Here is a 16,802-nt window from a genome sequence, read left to right as displayed (position 1 = left end):
CCATTACTTTAGATAGATCTCGATTTGCATTATCCAATGATAGATACATAAGAGAGCACTTACTCTCTGGAAGTACAAGTATCAAAAACTATTTGTCTGGTACCTGTAATTCAAATTCATCATACATAATAGGCTCAGGATATTGGAAGGTAGCTAAGTGTGCTCTTTCTATTTCACTTGCCTTGAATACTTGCTTAAAGCTATTACCTTCTATCCTTTTCGCAAATGGAGCTTCCTCTAGCACTAAACTATTCCCTTGTTCATCCTCTAACCATATCGGATTTCTAGTAAGTCTATTATCGTAAAGAGATTCACTGTTGACATCAAAATATACAATAATCTGCTCTTCATTTGACTGAATCTCTGTAACTGTAATAGCCCCGAAATCTCCTTGACTGAACTTAAATGGGTATTTCTGTCCTTCAAGCGGAATCATAACTTTTTCTAAGGGAAAATTGTTCTCTAGTTTATAAGGAATAACTCTAAGCTTTTTAGCTCCTTCCTTAAGTGGGCTAAAGAGATATCCTACTTGTGTTTCAACCACACCATTTTCCGTTTCACCATGTGCATCTTTTCCTAATTGGTCAAGTACATTTCCACCATCATCCACAACAAAAAATTCTAAGTCAAATGGCTGAAAATCCATTTCTTCTTTAGAATTTACTTGGACAGCTAGATCTGTACCGGCCGGACCAATTTTCAATGAGTTTATTTTGACGTTCGCTCCTTCAATCATTCTAACCTCTTCTGGACGTAAAACCATCACCTGATTCGACTGTTTCACATGGAATTGGAAATTCCAATTACCGGGAATTATTCCTATAGCATCTATCCTCATGTTCAGCTCGAATTCCTCTGGCAGCTCCTCAGTTGGATTGATTTCCACCATTCCTTTATACTTTTGTGGCGTGATAAAGTCCCCTGAATAGCTAGAACTGAAATTGATTTCTCTTCCATTTACCTCTAATGTTGGTCTTTCTAATTCTCCAATTGCAAACAATGATTCTTGTGTATAACCAAAAACAAGTCTTGTTCCGTCATAAAACATTTCAGTAATAGTTAAAGTAATACCACTATCCTTGGATGATTGATCGATTATTTGTGTTAATCCTTTTTGCCCTGCTATTTGTAAACCTTCATCTTGCACATCATTAAAAAATGTGCCAATAAGTGGAACGTGAGAAGCTATTTTAGCCATTGCAGGAGAAACACTAGCTGATCCTACAAAAATGAATAACGCCACCGCAGCTGCACCTGCCGTATAGGACACTATCTTTAGTTTAGATTTTTTCTTTTTCAACTGAGGAGCAGTATTTTGTATGATTTTATCTAGTTTTTCCAGTGGCACTTGTATATTATCCATTTCCTTCTTTAAATCTGGCCATTGCTTACTCATTTACACAATCCTCCTTCATAGTTTTTCTTAAAATCATTAGTCCCCGATGGATATTTGTTTTAATTGTTCCTTCTGGACATTCCAAAATTTCCGCTATTTGCTTAATGGAATAATCCTGATAATACCGCAACACTATTACCGACTTATATTTTTCATCTAGCTCCATAACAGCTTTTAACAAATCGATCCATCGGCACTACCCTACTCTTCTTTTTTATAAGATCTAAGGCAGTATTTATTAGGATGCGAGTCAACCAAGTTGAAAAATAACGTTCATCCTTCAGATTTTTAATGGAAATCAGCGCCTTATAAATAGTTTCCTGAAAAACCTCTAATGCATCCTCTTCATTTTTTACATACATAAACGCTATTTTATATAGCTTTACCTTTTGCTCTTCCATTAGCTCCTGGAATGCTTTATGACTCCCTTTCATGGCTTTTTGTACTTTCTTAATATCCGACAACTGAGTAATCCCCCTTTCGTTCTATACGTTAGATAAACAAGATATGTAAAACGTTTCATTTTTTTATTTTTATGTTATTGAAGCATAAATAGCATTTTACAAATTTAACCCAAACATTTTCTATGTATTGATTGTAGTTCTAGGCGGAGCCACAAGTAGAGGGATGAGTAAGACAAATAAGACATTCACAACCACGCTTGTTGTGCTGTGGTGATGGCTTTTCGCTCACACTGCTGAAAGCGTCCGCCAGAGCGGAAAACAATTTTTACCTCTATTCTTAGAAAGTATATAAGTGTCTTTACTCTCTTTTTATCGTTCGTGTTTATCTTCTTATAAGAATAAAATAGAATTCACCTACTGATGAGGATATAGTTATGCAGGTAAAGATACTGATTTTCAATAGATTTGAGGAGTTCCTGCTGTATAGATTGGAGATGAGAAAGAAGATATATCTGTACTGACCTATATTGGGGTATGGTTGTACATCACTTAGGTTTTAATTTTTGCCCAATAAAATAAAAAGCGATCCCAGCGTCTCCCGGAATCGCTTTTCCTATGTAGCGATGAGGTCATCCTTCTAGATAAGCAACATCGCATATATATATAAACTGTAGGACACACCCTGTCGTTACAGCCTATTCAAAAATTTTAAGCCATCAAAGAAGCAAGTACGGCTTTTTGTGCATGCAAGCGATTTTCTGCCTGCTGGAATATATAAGAGTTAGGTCCATCTATAACAGATGTGGCAACCTCTTCTTCTCGGTGAGCCGGCAGACAATGGAGGAACATGTAATCTGCTTTCGCATTAGCTACTAAATTGTCATTGATTTGGTATTCCTTAAATTCCTCAAGACGCTTAACCGCTTCCTCCTCCTGTCCCATAGAGGTCCAAACATCAGTATAAATTACATCTGCATTCACTGCAGCTTCTAGTGGATCATTAGAAACAAACAAGGAACCTTCGTTTGCAAGAGCAATTGCCTTTGCCTTTGCCATAATCTCTTCATTCGGCTCATAGCCAACTGGCGTTGCTACAGCAATGTGCATGCCCATGTATGCAGCAGCAATCACTAAGGAATGTGCAACATTGTTACCATCACCAATAAAAGCCAGCTTCAGCCCTTTCGTATGACCTTTCACTTCTTGTACTGTTAATATATCTGCTAACGCCTGACATGGATGGTAGAGGTCTGTTAGGCCGTTTATAACAGGTATACTTGCATGCTCCGCAAGCTCTTTAACCATAGCGTGTGAATTAGCACGAATCATAATGCCATCTAGATAACCCGAGAGGACATGTGCTGTATCATAGACAGATTCCCCACGACCAATCTGCAAATCTCTAGCGTTCATGAACATACCATTTCCGCCTAGCTGCTTCATCCCCACCTCAAACGAAATCCTTGTACGAGTAGAGTGCTTTTCAAATATCATTCCTAATGTCTTCCCTTCTAACAATGGAGGACATTTACCAGCCTTTGTTAAAGACTTTAAGTTTGTTGCTAGTTCTAGTAATTCAATCACTTCTTCCTTAGAGTAATCCAATAGTGTTAAAAGATCCTTTCCTTTTAAACTATCAACTAATTTAAGATTTACCCACTCCAATAATTTCATATTCATAATCCCCTTTACCCGTATCTTCTGTAATTGTTATTATAAGTATGAATATTTATAAAGTCAAGAGAATTTATATACATTTTTATACATGAAAAAACTAATGAGGAATACTGCTGTATTCTTCATTAGTTTTGTTTAATTAGTTAAAAGTTATATTGTTTACTGTATCACGATCAAGCTTTTTAATAACTTCAACAATCAATTTAACTGTATTCTCGTAATCATCTCTATGCAGAATTCCTGCATGTGAATGAATATAACGAGTAGCGACACCGATTGACAAGCAAGGTACACCATTTAAGGAAATATGCATTGAACCTGCATCTGTTCCCCCACCAGCAATTGTTTCAAATTGATAAGGGATATTGTTTGCTTCTGCTGTATCCACTACAAAATCGCGTAATCCTTTATGGGATACCATAGATGCATCAAATAGGACGATTTGAGGGCCATCTCCCATTTTACTAGATGATTCTTTTGGAGTGATTCCTGGAGTATCACCAGCAATACCCACATCAACTGCAAAGCCGATATCAGGGTTAATTTTTGCTGTAGAGGTTTTAGCTCCGCGAAGACCTACTTCTTCTTGAACATTCCCGACACCATATACGATATTTGGATGATCCTGGCCTTGTAAATTTTTCAATACATCTATTGCAATAGCACAACCAATACGATTATCCCAAGCTTTTGCAAGTAGAAGTTTATCGTTGTTCATTACAGTGAATTCAAAATATGGAACGACCATATCCCCTGGTAATACTCCCCATGACATAGCTTCTTCTTTAGAGGAAGCACCAATATCAATAAACATTTCTTTAATATCGACAGGCTTTTTACGTGCTTCTGGGCTAAGAATATGTGGTGGTTTAGAACCGATAACACCTGTAATAGTTTCGCCCTTACGAGTAACGATCGTTACACGTTGAGCTAGCATTACTTGTGACCACCAGCCTCCCACTGTCTGAAAACTCAAGAATCCCTTGTCATCAATTTTGGAAATCATAAAACCAACTTCGTCTAAGTGACCTGCAACCATGATTTTAGGTCCGTTAGCATCTCCCACTTTTTCAGCGATTAAGCTACCAAGGTTGTCATATTCAATTTTGTCTGCATAAGGGGCAATATATTTTTCCATTACTTTACGCGGTTCACGCTCGTTACCGGGAATCCCTTTTGCATCTGTAAGTTCTTTTAGCATTGTTAATGTTTCATCTAATTTTGTCATTATTTCGCCCTCCTAAATATACTCACCAGTTAATTATATGATAAATTGAATGCTTATTCAAAATATATTTTTAAAATTCTAAAGATACACAAATACACCTGCATTAATCGGCACCGGCGCCGCCACCACTATCCCCGCTGCCACCTCCGTAGCTTCCTCCGCTATCTGAATATGTAGCGGAGCCTCCAGAAGAACCATCTCCAGAAAATAGATATCCTTTTGTCCATCTCCATGAATCCTCTACATATTTCATAGGGTCTGTGTCTGTTAACAGCAATCCAGCCAACGGGACAGCACGCGCTGTTTCTAGTGGATAAGACTGGCGACTTCGTTTAAACAAATAAGCTCGAATGATCCACTTATCTTCCTTGTGCAATACAGTATGATCTTGTTTGCTTAGTGCTTTTCTAAAAGCCCTTATAGAATCCTTAGCTCTGACTGCATTCATCGATAAAATATTTCTTGGTACAGTAAAATATAAAACAATAAATGCAAGTAACAAATCATTCGTTTGGTGAAGTAATGCTTCATCTACTAAATTTACGCTAGCAAAAAACATGAAACCCATATATAAGAATAATAATCGTTTTGATTTTTTCTTCCACCATAGCATTCCGATATATATAAGAGATACTGTTATGATGCATACAATTCCCCAGATGCTTCTTAAGTCTGCATAATATGCAATAGAAAATAGTATAGCCAATATAATGGTCGCTATACTTAAAATCATAAGTGGGATACGGTTATTTAAGGCACCAGCCTCGATCATCTCTGATTCAACTGCTAGCTCCCATTGCTTCTGCTTTTCTTTAAATATTTTTTTCCGCTGAGCAAAATAGCCATTTTGCCTTTTCTCATCTCTTGCTGCTCCAGCAACATCGTGTAAGTTAAACGTCCATTTGTTTGATCCATTTTTTACTCCAAATAGCCAATCTATCATTGTATTTTCGAAATTGGCATTCACTAGACTTCGATTCACCAGTTGAAACTCTAATGTCTCTCTAGGAGCCTTTGTATCATTTTGAAAACGAACTGCCGCTTTTCCTTTGCTTACCTTTACTGCTCCTTTTTCTACTAATGAAAATAACCCTGCCAAAAAGCTTTTTTTATGAGTATTGCCAATTTGATCAACAAAAAACATATATAAAGCATCCGTCTCTATCACATTTTTTTCAGAGTCAACCCTCCAAAAATGTCTCTGTGGTAATAAAACAATTAATAAGACAGCGACAATAAGCATTCCCATCATAACTTTTGGGATGAGACTCTTTACCATTTCATTGTAATCTAAACGACTCAGCATCTGATTAAATTGTTTTTGCTCTAAAGCAATGGCCCCACTTAAAGTTTGTGCGGACTTAATTTTCGGCATTGCTGTCATTACGGAAGAAGGAAAATAGAAACTAGTCTCCGTAGTAGAATACGCCTCCGATTTAGGAGTCACAAATCGTATACCATATTGGTTTTTTTCTCGATTTCCTGCATGTCGATCAAACATAAATCCATCGAAAGTATCAGGATTTAGTGGTTTCGGAAGTATAAAATCTATTATCACATTCTCGTAAGCTTGATCATGTGCATCCCCGCTAAAGTACGTCACCTTTACCTCACTGTAATTGTCATATGTCTTAACAGCATTCTTTAAGGTATAAGCATAGAAGTAAGATACCTTCTCATTAGTTTTCTTGATGTTTGTTCGAAAATGGCCTTCCTCAAAGGAGACAGTTAATGGAATCATCGATTCTGCTCCCACAAAGCCTGGCTCCATGTCTAAGCTAGTAAGCTCATAGGAATAAAAATCTACTACCCGCTCATTGTATGTATCAGGAAATTCTCTATAAAGGTTATGAAAGGAACCATTAAAAGTATAGGTAAATACCTCATTAACTAATAAGTCACCGTTTGGTTGAATCCATGACTTTATATGTACTTTGTCAATGCTATAAGACTTTGCTTCTCCTATAGGGCTAAAGGAAAGGAAAGCTACCATGAATAACAAGAATGTAATAATAAACTTTTTCATATGACAACCTCCCACTACTTCCAAGATAACTATCGTACGGAAAGTAAAACAAATAAGTTTCAGCTTTAATAAATAAGCTACTACATTTAAAGGCCATAAATAGGTAGGAACACTATAGATTTTCTTTTATTTCGCATATAGAGTTCTCCAAAATCCAAAAAAATACCTCGAAGAATTCATATTCGGGGTATTTTTTATTGTTAAGGAAATTATAAAACTCGGAACCTGTGGATAAATTGATGTCTAGCTCCACCGCCTTGCCCCTCGGGGTCAAATGGATAAAAGCTCCGGTGGCTGAGGAACTGCCTCCTCGCTTTTCTCCATTTGCCTGTCGGGGCAGACATAGGCGCTTGCGCTTTTCTTGTTTAAGCTCTACTTCCCAGATGAACCAAAGCCCCCTCTTCCTCTATCAGATTCGGTTAAGCTTTCCGTTTGCTCTATTTTCACTTGTAAAACTGGAGCTATAATCATTTGAGCGATCCTCATATGTTTTTCTACTGTAAAGTCTTCTAAACCATGATTTATTAATATGACTCTAACTTCTCCCCTGTAGCCCTCATCTATCGTTCCAGGACTATTTAAAACGGTGATGGAATGCTTTAACGCCAAACCACTTCTTGGTCTAACCTGTGCTTCTGTTCCTTTGGGCAGTTCCATCTCAATTCCTGTTCTGATTAATGCTGATTTTCCAGCTTGTATTACCTTTTCTTCAATTGAATACAAATCCATTCCTGCATCGCCTTCATTTGCTCGGTTCGGTACCATTGCATCTTCATGAATTAATTTTACTTTTAACGTTTGTTCCATTTAAATCCTTCTTTCCTTTGTATAGATTTATATGTATTGTGAAAAAATATATTTATTTTCTTTCAAAAAAAATAAATTATTTTGAAACCAAACTACTTCTTCTATCGTATAGCAGGTATCATGTATTTTACAAGGAGGACATTTTAATGGTCCATATTATACGATTACTAATAATTATACTTATTATATATGTATTCTATAGAATATTACGCTATTTATTTGATCCGAGGCGAAAGCTGGACGAAGCAAACGAAAAAGAACAATATTATTTCTATGACGATATAAAAAATGTACGCAAAAATTTCTTTATTACGTATAAAGGTGCCATGTTTGAGGGCGAAAAATATCTTGGTACTACTGATCAGGCTTTCGAGGTAGTATCTATTTTCATTTGGATTAAAGATCCTTCTAAACTACAGGGATTCACAAAAGAGGACTTTTATTTCCTGCAAAATGAAATACGAATGAATTACCCGAACGCTAAAATAAATTGGAAGAGTCCAATTGAACAGTTGATGAAGGAACAGGATTAAAAGCATTTCATTTTTGAAATAATGTCGGTAGATTAAGTAATCAGGACTAAACTACCTTGTAAAAAAATAACTCGACTTTGCTGGTTGCTATCAATCAACAAAGTTGAGTTATTTTAGAGTTAAATCAAAAATTAAATAATGTTGTAATCGCAAAATACACTACGATTCCCAGAATAAATATACCTGCCAATTTCTTAATAGATAATCCCCCTTTTCATCACGAACAACAGTTAAGCTAATCGGACAATTTCTGAAATGACGGTTTGAGCGTCTTCGGTATTCTTAATCACGTATAAATAATCCGCTTCCTCTTCAGATGGATCAGTAACCTCTTCTCCATTTTGACGCATCAAGACTTCCTCAAAATTTAAGGCAGTTCTTAAAATAGAAGTACTTCTCTCACTATTCTTCACTCTTTCTAATAATACCTCTTCTGGTATATCAAAGTTCAAGACAATTGTCGTAAAGCCAAGACTCTTATAATACTCTAAAAATCTTACTCTACCACCAATACCTCTATTAGAGTTACATAAAATTAGATGGCAATCCGTTTCATTTACTGCATAATCAACAATCATTTGGGTTAGTCCATATTTTAAATTATTGGTTGCAGTCTTAGGTAATAAGCTTTTATAATGAGTATTCAGAAATTCCGCATGATTGTCCTGATCAATCACGACTGAGTTTGGTAGATGCACTTCTAATGCCTTGGCAAATGTAGTTTTTCCACTATGTGTTTTTCCAACGGTCATTATAACAATTCTTTTTTTCATATGATTGACTCTTTATCTAATGAGATAAATAAGTTCTCGACGTTAAAAAATGTACTAAGAGGCTCTTTTCTCCCTGCCTCATGCCATTGATTGTATCGTTTAAAGACTTCCAAAGGATTATTATTCGCTTGTTCTTCCACTAGGTATTGGATGGTTAAAAAGCTTCTACAATAATCAAACATGATGCTAGTTATATCTTTAGAATAAGAGTCAGTTCCAAATTGATCTATACTTCTACTTCCAAACTTTTCATTGAAATAGGCCACAACTGCACTTTCTACTTTAGTGATTGTTTCAAACGATTCAGGGGTCATTAAATTTTTTCGAGCAATATAGTCGCACATTCCTTCTTCAAACCAAATACTTTCTCTTTCTTCATCAAACTCATCTGGGAACAAATCGATATGGTGAACCATTTCATGGCCAGCTATTGTCAGAATATCCTCCTCTTTAAAATTCCGATAAAAATCCTTTATAACCTCATTTTCCACGTTCCCATATATATTCATAAAAAAATTTCGCCATTCCATAATATCTGGAGTCATATAGACTAAGTGCCGATTTGTATACGCTGGAATGGGAACATCTGAAAAGACACTGGTTGCTATGTCCCCTGGAGTCCAAATGAATCCTCTCGGAGAATCATTTAATTCATATTCTTTTTCTAATAAGGCTTTAAATTCATTCAGTTTAACTTTAAAGGATTCTATGATTTCTAGATATTTAACTGCTTCATATGGCGTTTCAAATGCATAAATATGCTTCATTTCATCCATCACTCCATTTTATTGTTAATTGAATCAATCATTAATATGATTTTTATAAGAATGTAGAATTGATTTCAGCTATGGCGACGTCTTCTCTATCTCACTACGCGCGTTGCCGCTTATTGCTGCAATCCATAGTTAAATTATATATTAATTTAATTAAAAATTCATATTTTTGTAAAAACCTATATCTCTAGTTATACTTTTCTACCAGCTCTGCGCTCTTTTTTCTGGTTTTTATTATTTTTTCCAATAAAAAAAGAGCCTAACAATCTAGGCTCGTCCCAAGGCTTCTATCATTTCTTACACTCAAAGGAATAATCACTTGTTAAGTTATTATGTATTACCAAAGCCGAAGCTCCCTCTGCTTCAGTGCAACCGCTAGTGAGTAAGTTAATTTCCTTTGTATGAAAATAACTAGATGTAACAATTATTAAAAGGAGTCCTGTTATAGTCACTCCTATTAGACCTATCATAGGTAGCAAATATTTATTGTATTTAGTCATCTTCTCAGTCCTCTCATTAGTTTTATACGATTTACTAAGTGAAAGGTTTCAGGATTATATTTTCTACCACTGAATCTAGAATACTATGGGACTATTATCCGTTAATAGCCAAACTATTAGAAAGACATACACGATCATTAGCATAAGAAAGCCTACACGAAAGCTAGTATGCAATGTTTTATGACGAAATAACTGCATTCCCAAATAAGCACCTATGCCTCCACCAAAGATTGCAAAAGTCCATAATGTTTTTTCCGATATTCGTTGTCCCCTCTTCTTTGCTTGGGACTTATCATAGCCCATCAAAAGGAACGCTGACACCGACATTAATAAAATAAAAATAAGAATCACATTAACCATAATAATCCTCCTTAGAAAAGCATAAGCCCCTATCTCTGCCCCGACAGGCAAATGGGGGAATACGAGGAGGCAGCTCCTCAGCCACCGTAGTATTTTCCCATTTGACCCCGAGGGGCAAGGGGCTGAAGCTAGACAACAAGAAAAGCGTAAGCCCTATGTCTGCCCCGACAGGCAAACTAAATTAGATTGTAAAAAAAGGCTGATAGAAAATCTATCAGCCTTTTCATGTAACTTATTTGTTGATTGCTTTTTTAGCTAAATCAGCGATTTGTGTAAATGCTGCTGCATCAGTTACTGCTAATTCAGCTAACATTTTACGGTTTACTTCGATTTCAGCTAATTTCAATCCGTGCATTAAACGGCTGTAAGAAAGTCCGTTCATACGAGCTGCCGCATTGATACGTGTGATCCATAGTTTACGGAATTCACGTTTCTTTTGACGACGGTCACGGTATGCATACATTAAAGATTTCATAACCTGTTGGTTTGCTACTTTATATAATGTATGTTTAGAACCGTAATAACCTTTAGCTAATTTTAATACCTTTTTACGACGCTTGCGCGTCACTGTTCCGCCTTTTACGCGTGGCATGTTCATTACCTCCTGCTATTCTTTCGAATAATTTGATTTCGTTTAAATTATTTCATGTAAGTAAGTAAAGTTTTGATACGTTTGTAATCGCCTGAAGAAGCTACTTTAGTTTTACGTAGTTTACGTTTAGCTTTAGTAGATTTGTTAGCGAATAAGTGGCTTCCAAAAGCACGGTCATGTTTTAATTTACCTGTACCCGTTTTTTTGAAACGCTTTGCAGCTCCACGGTGAGTTTTCATTTTCGGCATGTCGAATTCCTCCTAAACAATTGTACTCTATTACTGTTTTTCGTTCTTCGGTGCAAGCACCAAGAACATACTGCGGCCGTCCATTTTCGGTTTTGACTCGATAGTGGATACTTCCGCACAAGCTTCTGCAAATCTATCTAAAACTCGTTGTCCGATCTCTTTATGAGTAATGGCACGACCTTTAAAGCGAATAGATGCTTTCACTTTGTCTCCTTTTTCAAGGAACTTGATCGCGTTTTTCAATTTCGTTTGGAAATCATGCTCATCGATAGTCGGGCTCAAGCGAACCTCTTTCATTACGATAACTTTTTGATTTTTACGAACTTCACGATCTTTCTTTTGCTGCTCAAATTTGAATTTACCATAGTCCATGATACGAGCGACCGGTGGCTTGGCTTGAGGAGCCACAAGGACAAGATCCAAATTTACACGACCTGCTATTTCAAGTGCTTCGTTACGTGTTTTTAAACCTAATTGATCACCATTTTGATCAATAACGCGTAGTTCGCGTGCTCGAATGCCATCGTTCACATACATGTCTTTGCTAATAATGATCCACCTCCAGATAGTGTCGCGAATACATGGTTTGGGCATAAATTCCGTAGAAACGAATCAGTCACGCCGTTTTCGATCCAATAAAAAAGCGAGCAGACATCTGTTAATGTCTGCCCGCCGATATGAGAAATATGTAGCAACTACATATTACAGTCGATCGTGTGCTTACCAGTCAACAACCAATGTGTCGAGCAGGTGAGAAGCGGGCAGCCTCTTCTTATACCACAAACTTGTATTCAATAACCTAAATAACTATACCATCCACAAAACTATTTGTCAACAATATAATTATATAATTAATTATGTGCTACTTCTTCTTGCAGACGAGCTAAAAATTCGTCGAACGGAATACTTTCGGATTTTTGCTCTCCATATTTACGAACGTTTACATTACCTGATTCTAACTCTTTATCTCCTAGCACTAGCATATAAGGAATCTTTTGCATTTGTGCTTCGCGAATCTTGTAGCCAAGCTTTTCTTCACGGTCATCCATTTCTACACGGAACCCAGCTGCAACTAATTGCTCTTCAATTTGCTTAGCATACTCGAAATGTACTTCATTAGAAACTGGAATAATCTCAACTTGCACTGGTGCCAACCAAGTCGGGAAAGCTCCTTTGTATTCTTCTATTAGGAATGCAACAAAACGTTCCATAGTAGAAACTACTCCACGGTGAATAACGACAGGACGATGTGGTTTTCCATCTTCCCCTACATATGTTAGATCAAAGCGCTCTGGTAGTAAGAAGTCTAATTGAACTGTTGATAATGTTTCTTCCTTACCAATAGCAGTTTTTACTTGAACATCTAGTTTTGGACCGTAGAATGCAGCTTCGTCTTCTGCTTCAATATAATCTAATCCTAATTCATCCATAGCTTCTTTTAGCATGCTTTGAGCTTTTTCCCACATTACATCATCATCAAAGTACTTTTCTTTATTGTTAGGATCTCTGTAAGATAAACGGAATGAGTAATCTTTCAAGTCAAAGTCTTTATAGACAGAGATGATTAATTCAACAACCTTTTGGAATTCCAATTTAATTTGATCTGGACGTACAAATAAATGGGCATCGTTCAACGTCATCCCACGTACACGTTGAAGTCCTGATACTGCTCCAGACATTTCATAGCGGTGCATTGTTCCTAGCTCCGCGATTCGTAGAGGAAGGTTACGATAAGAATGCATACCGTTTTTGAATATCATCATATGGTGAGGACAGTTCATTGGACGTAATACTAGTGTTTCGTTATCCATCTCCATAGGAGGGAACATAGAGTCTTGGTAATGCTCCCAATGTCCTGATGTCTCATAAAGTTCTTTAGACCCTAAAACTGGTGTGTAAACGTGTTTGTAACCAAGCTTTAGCTCCTTGTCTACGATATAACGCTCAATTACGCGTCGGATAGTTGCACCGTTTGGTAACCATAGAGGTAAACCTTGTCCAACCTTTAAAGAGTTAGTGAAAAGCTCTAGCTCCTTACCAATTTTACGATGGTCACGTTCTTTTGCCTCTTCCAACATTTTAAGATGCGCTTGAAGGTCCTCTTTTTTAAAGAAGGCAGTTCCGTAAATACGTTGAAGCATTTTATTGTCACTGTTACCTCTCCAATATGCTCCTGCAATGCTTAGCAGTTTAAACTCTTTTAGCTTTCCTGTAGAAGGAACATGAACACCACGGCAAAGGTCAAAGAAATCTCCTTGCTCGTAAATCGAAACTTGTTCTCCAGCTGGTATCGCTTCAAGCAGCTCTACTTTATACTCATCATCCTGAAACTTTTCAAAAGCTTCTTCACGAGAAACGTCATGACGAATAATTTCGATGTTTTCATTAATAATTTTTTTCATTTCTTTTTCTATTAAAGGTAAGTCATCAGCTGTTATTGGTTCTGGTGAGTCAATATCATAGTAGAAACCATTTTCAATGACTGGTCCAATTCCTAGCTTAACATCTTTAAATAGACGCTTTACAGCTTGTGCCAGTAAGTGAGCTGAACTATGACGCAGAATTTCTAACGCTTCATCTGACTCAGGAGTAATAATCGCAATCTCTCCATCCTCAGTAATCGGTGTTTTAAGATCGATCAGCTGACCGCTTAATTTACCTGCTAAAGCTTTTTTTCGAAGCCCTGGACTAATAGATTGTGCTATTTCTTCTGTAGTTGTTGATGAAGGAAACTCTTTTACTGCTCCATCTGGAAATTGTAACTTAATAACATCTGCCACTTTGAACACTCCTTAATAATTTTGGATTAAGTATCAGCCTAAAATCGCTCTTCCCTTGAGCAGATTAGCTGGTTTAGGTAAGACGATTATTTTAGACAAAATAAAAAACCCCGTCCCGGTAAAGGGACGAGGTTTAAATCGTGGTTCCACCCTTCTTCTATCTATACGAATATAGACGAAGCTTTGCATCGGTTAACGGACCGGTGACCGGCAAGCTGCTACTACAATTTCACAGCTGCTGCTCGGAGGTGGTAAATCGATTGCCGGTACTTAAGAAGCTTTCAGCCAAGGCTTCTCTCTCTAAAAAGTCGTACAAACTGATTATTATCCTCTTCAACGCATCTACTTGTTCTTATGAAAATGATTATACGCCACGACTTTAGCATTTGCAAGTAGTTATTTATGCTCTCTCCAGTTCTTCCCTTGAAGAGCAACTGGGATAGTCAGCGCTTTGATCCGTTCCATAATACGTCCTGCTTTTACTACCTCTTTTTCTCCTCGTTGAGTATAAGAAAGATGATGCTGTAATTCATCATAGTTAAAGTTAGAAGACATAAAGGTTGGAAGCTGTTCTGACATCCTGTAGTGGAGAATAGTTCCTATAATTTCATCACGCGTCCAGCTAGACATTGTTTCTGCACCAATATCGTCTAGCATAAGCACAGGTGCTTTTTTTACAAACTCTACTTTTTCAGGAAGAGATTGATCTTGTATAGCCTGTTTCATTTCGCGAAGAAATTCAGGGACGTATACAACTACTGAATGAATATGTCTAGCTGCTAGTTCGTTTGCTAGTGCGCCCAATAAGTAGGACTTACCGACTCCAAACTTTCCGTAAATATAAAGTCCTTTTGCAGGTAATTTATTTGTTCTTTCCCATTCATTTAAGAAGTCCTTAGCAGCTCGAACTGCTACAACACGACTATCATCTTGTAAGTCTAAGCTTGAGAGACTAGCCTCCATCACCTCTTTAGGCATATGAATACTGTCTATCATAGAGGTCACTTTTTTACGCTCATCCTCTATAACCCCTCGTTTACACCTTACATACTCAACATCTATTAGGCTTCGGTCTAACACTAGCTTCGGCTCATAGCCCTTCATAAAATTCGCACATTCGTCTAAGGAAGGACAGCCCTTGCAATCATGAGACTGTGATTTATATTCATATAACTTACTCAAGCTCCGATTGATTACCTGTTTAGATATTTCATCTGAGTTTTCCTCTATAAATGCTTGTATATTTGGTTCCTCTAATACTTCCTGCTGCAGCTCATCCAATCGAGAAGTAAATTCAGGAGTGACTACTCTTTTGAGCGTTTCATTAATCCGTTCCATTTCCTTCACCTACCTTTTCATCATTCCTAGTTCTTCTAATAGCTTTTGTCTTTCAGCATCTATATCTTGTATGCCATTCGTTTCTTTTCCTGTACGCTTTAACTCGTCATCTTTTTTATAAAACCAATCTGGCACCTTTTCTTCTCTAGTCGGTTTTTTCGAATATGTCTTTTGCTTAGATCCTTCGCTTTTCCATTTCATGTACTGCTCGTGCTCGTTTCTTGCTAATTCCATAGCTTCCTTAGCTGTCTTAACGTCCTTACGCATCCAGTGAGAAGCAATCTTTTCAGCATAATTCTTCGTCAGCTTCATGTCTGTACGAAGAAGCACATACTGTAACAGAACATTAACTACCCCGATCGGCATTTTATAATGCGTGACAAAATAATTGGCTAACTGAACGTCTGCAAGTATAGGTTCTTTCCCATTAGCAATATCCTTCAAGACCTTTGCAGGAGCAGTCGTTTCCAAATATTGAATCAGCTCTTCTTCTTTGGTTAGTTTCTTTTCGTCTGTTTGTACTACTTTCGAAGCTGGTTCTATTTTTTGAATAACTGGGGCAGTGCGAGAGACCGTTAGCTTATAATACTCTGCACAAGCTTTTTTCAATCTAGCATCCGAAAGACGAAGTTCATCATCCAAAGCTAGAATAACGACCTTTTGCATTTCTACTGGCGATAGATTATACAAAAATGCAAGCTTTGCAATTACTTCCTTAGCTTCTGTTGTCATGGCAGACTTCGGAACTAGTTGCTCAGATAGGCCATCTTGCAGCAAGGAGAAATCGAAATCCTCGTAATAGAAAGGTACAGAACTATTTCGTGTCTTTGACTGGAAATTTTCTTCCGTTGATGCAGGTAAACCTGTTTTAGTAGTTGGTTTAAAAACATCCACAAAGGTTCTTGAGACGTCTGTATACTCATGTTGCCAGTTAGACGTTTGAATGTAACGGCTTCTAAGCTGTTTATATGCACTTTCCCCAATTTTGTTTAGTAGGAACATGGATAACAAAGGATCCTTTAGAAAAGATTCCGCATCTAGAGGAGCTTCAAGTTCATAGCAGAAGCTGCGTCCATCTCCATTGGGCTTTTGCCAAGTGCGCAGCAGACCAATTGCTTCTAATGCTATTCTCGCTTGAAAAACTTTTCCCAATGATAAGCCAAGAACATTTAATAAATGATAATGTGTCCATTGGTTTTCACTTTGCATTTCTCCATCAGCCCATAACGTCAAATAAAGGCTCATGCTTTCTGCTCCGACTAGTGGCTGATAAAATAACGTTAGCAGCTGACGATCATAATCAGAAAAAGAATACGGCAAGCGAATCATATATGTATCTGTCGAGTGTAGCTCCTTATATAACATCA

17 protein-coding genes and 1 other annotated feature are annotated in these 16,802 nt (G+C 37.1%); of the genes, 1 reads left to right on the top strand and 16 read right to left on the bottom strand.

What is annotated here, in order from left to right; all coding sequences use genetic code 11:
• Positions 1–88 precede the first annotated feature (88 nt).
• The 7 genes from M3627_RS06655 to dut form a co-directional block, all read right to left on the bottom strand.
• Positions 89–1,396, bottom strand: a complete 1,308-nt coding sequence (locus tag M3627_RS06655) for a DUF4179 domain-containing protein (RefSeq protein WP_169360289.1) — start codon at positions 1,394–1,396, stop codon at positions 89–91.
• Complete coding sequence (locus tag M3627_RS21040) at positions 1,389–1,562, bottom strand: RNA polymerase sigma factor (RefSeq protein WP_353056456.1); 174 nt, start codon at positions 1,560–1,562, stop codon at positions 1,389–1,391. Before M3627_RS21040 ends, M3627_RS06655 begins: the two co-directional genes overlap by 8 nt.
• Positions 1,549–1,860 (bottom strand): sigma-70 family RNA polymerase sigma factor, encoded by a 312-nt coding sequence (locus tag M3627_RS21035; protein WP_353056455.1) that lies wholly within the window; start codon positions 1,858–1,860, stop codon positions 1,549–1,551. The genes M3627_RS21040 and M3627_RS21035 overlap by 14 nt, the downstream gene beginning before the upstream one ends.
• 648 nt (positions 1,861–2,508) lie before the next feature.
• Positions 2,509–3,474 carry an ornithine carbamoyltransferase gene (gene argF / locus M3627_RS06645; RefSeq protein WP_251553379.1) on the bottom strand — a complete coding sequence of 322 codons (966 nt, stop codon included), beginning with the start codon at positions 3,472–3,474 and terminating at the stop codon, positions 2,509–2,511.
• 142 nt (positions 3,475–3,616) lie between these two features.
• Positions 3,617–4,705 carry a M42 family metallopeptidase gene (locus M3627_RS06640; RefSeq protein ID WP_251553378.1) on the bottom strand — a complete coding sequence of 363 codons (1,089 nt, stop codon included), beginning with the start codon at positions 4,703–4,705 and terminating at the stop codon, positions 3,617–3,619.
• A gap of 103 nt (positions 4,706–4,808) precedes the next feature.
• Positions 4,809–6,731 (bottom strand): DUF2207 domain-containing protein, encoded by a 1,923-nt coding sequence (locus tag M3627_RS06635; RefSeq protein ID WP_251553377.1) that lies wholly within the window; start codon positions 6,729–6,731, stop codon positions 4,809–4,811.
• Between the two features lie 372 nt (positions 6,732–7,103).
• Entirely contained in the window at positions 7,104–7,538 is a 435-nt protein-coding gene (gene dut, locus M3627_RS06630; protein WP_169360294.1) for a dUTP diphosphatase, read from the bottom strand.
• 146 nt (positions 7,539–7,684) lie between these two features.
• On the opposite strand from dut, the gene M3627_RS06625 reads away from it, so the two are divergent.
• Positions 7,685–8,071, top strand: a complete 387-nt coding sequence (locus M3627_RS06625) for a sigma-w pathway protein ysdB (protein ID WP_251553376.1) — start codon at positions 7,685–7,687, stop codon at positions 8,069–8,071.
• A 230-nt stretch (positions 8,072–8,301) separates the two neighbouring features.
• Here the strand turns inward: M3627_RS06625 and M3627_RS06620 are convergent, their stop codons facing one another.
• The 9 genes from M3627_RS06620 to M3627_RS06580 form a co-directional block, all read right to left on the bottom strand.
• A complete protein-coding gene (locus M3627_RS06620; RefSeq protein WP_251553375.1) occupies positions 8,302–8,844 on the bottom strand; it encodes an AAA family ATPase in 543 nt (180 codons plus the stop codon).
• Positions 8,841–9,611, bottom strand: a complete 771-nt coding sequence (locus M3627_RS06615) for a hypothetical protein (RefSeq protein WP_251553374.1) — start codon at positions 9,609–9,611, stop codon at positions 8,841–8,843. Before M3627_RS06615 ends, M3627_RS06620 begins: the two co-directional genes overlap by 4 nt.
• Positions 9,612–10,192: 581 nt before the next feature.
• Positions 10,193–10,477 (bottom strand): DUF1294 domain-containing protein, encoded by a 285-nt coding sequence (locus M3627_RS06610; protein ID WP_251553373.1) that lies wholly within the window; start codon positions 10,475–10,477, stop codon positions 10,193–10,195.
• Positions 10,478–10,709: 232 nt separating this feature from the next.
• On the bottom strand, positions 10,710–11,069 hold the full coding sequence (gene rplT / locus M3627_RS06605) for a 50S ribosomal protein L20 (protein WP_169360298.1): 360 nt from the start codon (positions 11,067–11,069) through the stop codon (positions 10,710–10,712).
• Positions 11,070–11,116: 47 nt separating this feature from the next.
• Positions 11,117–11,317: a 50S ribosomal protein L35 gene (rpmI, locus tag M3627_RS06600; protein ID WP_053588661.1), complete on the bottom strand. Its 201-nt coding sequence runs from the start codon at positions 11,315–11,317 to the stop codon at positions 11,117–11,119.
• Between the two features lie 30 nt (positions 11,318–11,347).
• Positions 11,348–11,869: a translation initiation factor IF-3 gene (infC, locus tag M3627_RS06595; RefSeq protein WP_251553479.1), complete on the bottom strand. Its 522-nt coding sequence runs from the start codon at positions 11,867–11,869 to the stop codon at positions 11,348–11,350.
• Positions 11,870–12,168: 299 nt separating this feature from the next.
• Positions 12,169–14,097, bottom strand: a complete 1,929-nt coding sequence (gene thrS / locus M3627_RS06590; protein ID WP_251553372.1) for a threonine--tRNA ligase — start codon at positions 14,095–14,097, stop codon at positions 12,169–12,171.
• A gap of 119 nt (positions 14,098–14,216) precedes the next feature.
• Positions 14,217–14,443: a binding site (T-box leader), on the bottom strand.
• 50 nt (positions 14,444–14,493) lie between these two features.
• Complete coding sequence (dnaI, locus tag M3627_RS06585) at positions 14,494–15,435, bottom strand: primosomal protein DnaI (RefSeq protein ID WP_169360300.1); 942 nt, start codon at positions 15,433–15,435, stop codon at positions 14,494–14,496.
• A 9-nt stretch (positions 15,436–15,444) separates the two neighbouring features.
• The gene (locus M3627_RS06580; RefSeq protein ID WP_169360329.1) at positions 15,445–16,800 is read right to left on the bottom strand and encodes a replication initiation and membrane attachment family protein; all 1,356 of its coding nucleotides are present in this window, start codon (positions 16,798–16,800) and stop codon (positions 15,445–15,447) included.
• Positions 16,801–16,802: the final 2 nt, after the last annotated feature.

The sequence above is a fragment of the Psychrobacillus sp. MER TA 171 genome (assembly GCF_023713305.1).
In the GTDB taxonomy this organism is placed as follows: domain Bacteria; phylum Bacillota; class Bacilli; order Bacillales_A; family Planococcaceae; genus Psychrobacillus.
This window is presented reverse-complemented; position numbering and strand designations above follow the sequence as displayed.

Coding starts and splice junctions, on each gene's coding strand:
- M3627_RS06655 (WP_169360289.1), bottom strand. CDS start 1,396: ATGAGTAAGCAATGGCCAGATTTAAAGAAGGAAATGGATAATATACAA.
- M3627_RS21040 (WP_353056456.1), bottom strand. CDS start 1,562: ATGGAGCTAGATGAAAAATATAAGTCGGTAATAGTGTTGCGGTATTAT.
- argF (WP_251553379.1), bottom strand. CDS start 3,474: ATGAAATTATTGGAGTGGGTAAATCTTAAATTAGTTGATAGTTTAAAA.
- M3627_RS06640 (WP_251553378.1), bottom strand. CDS start 4,705: ATGACAAAATTAGATGAAACATTAACAATGCTAAAAGAACTTACAGAT.
- M3627_RS06635 (WP_251553377.1), bottom strand. CDS start 6,731: ATGAAAAAGTTTATTATTACATTCTTGTTATTCATGGTAGCTTTCCTT.
- dut (WP_169360294.1), bottom strand. CDS start 7,538: ATGGAACAAACGTTAAAAGTAAAATTAATTCATGAAGATGCAATGGTA.
- M3627_RS06625 (WP_251553376.1), top strand. CDS start 7,685: ATGGTCCATATTATACGATTACTAATAATTATACTTATTATATATGTA.
- M3627_RS06620 (WP_251553375.1), bottom strand. CDS start 8,844: ATGAAAAAAAGAATTGTTATAATGACCGTTGGAAAAACACATAGTGGA.
- M3627_RS06615 (WP_251553374.1), bottom strand. CDS start 9,611: ATGAAGCATATTTATGCATTTGAAACGCCATATGAAGCAGTTAAATAT.
- M3627_RS06610 (WP_251553373.1), bottom strand. CDS start 10,477: ATGGTTAATGTGATTCTTATTTTTATTTTATTAATGTCGGTGTCAGCG.
- rplT (WP_169360298.1), bottom strand. CDS start 11,069: ATGCCACGCGTAAAAGGCGGAACAGTGACGCGCAAGCGTCGTAAAAAG.
- rpmI (WP_053588661.1), bottom strand. CDS start 11,317: ATGCCGAAAATGAAAACTCACCGTGGAGCTGCAAAGCGTTTCAAAAAA.
- dnaI (WP_169360300.1), bottom strand. CDS start 15,435: ATGGAACGGATTAATGAAACGCTCAAAAGAGTAGTCACTCCTGAATTT.
- M3627_RS06580 (WP_169360329.1), bottom strand. CDS start 16,800: ATGTTATATAAGGAGCTACACTCGACAGATACATATATGATTCGCTTG.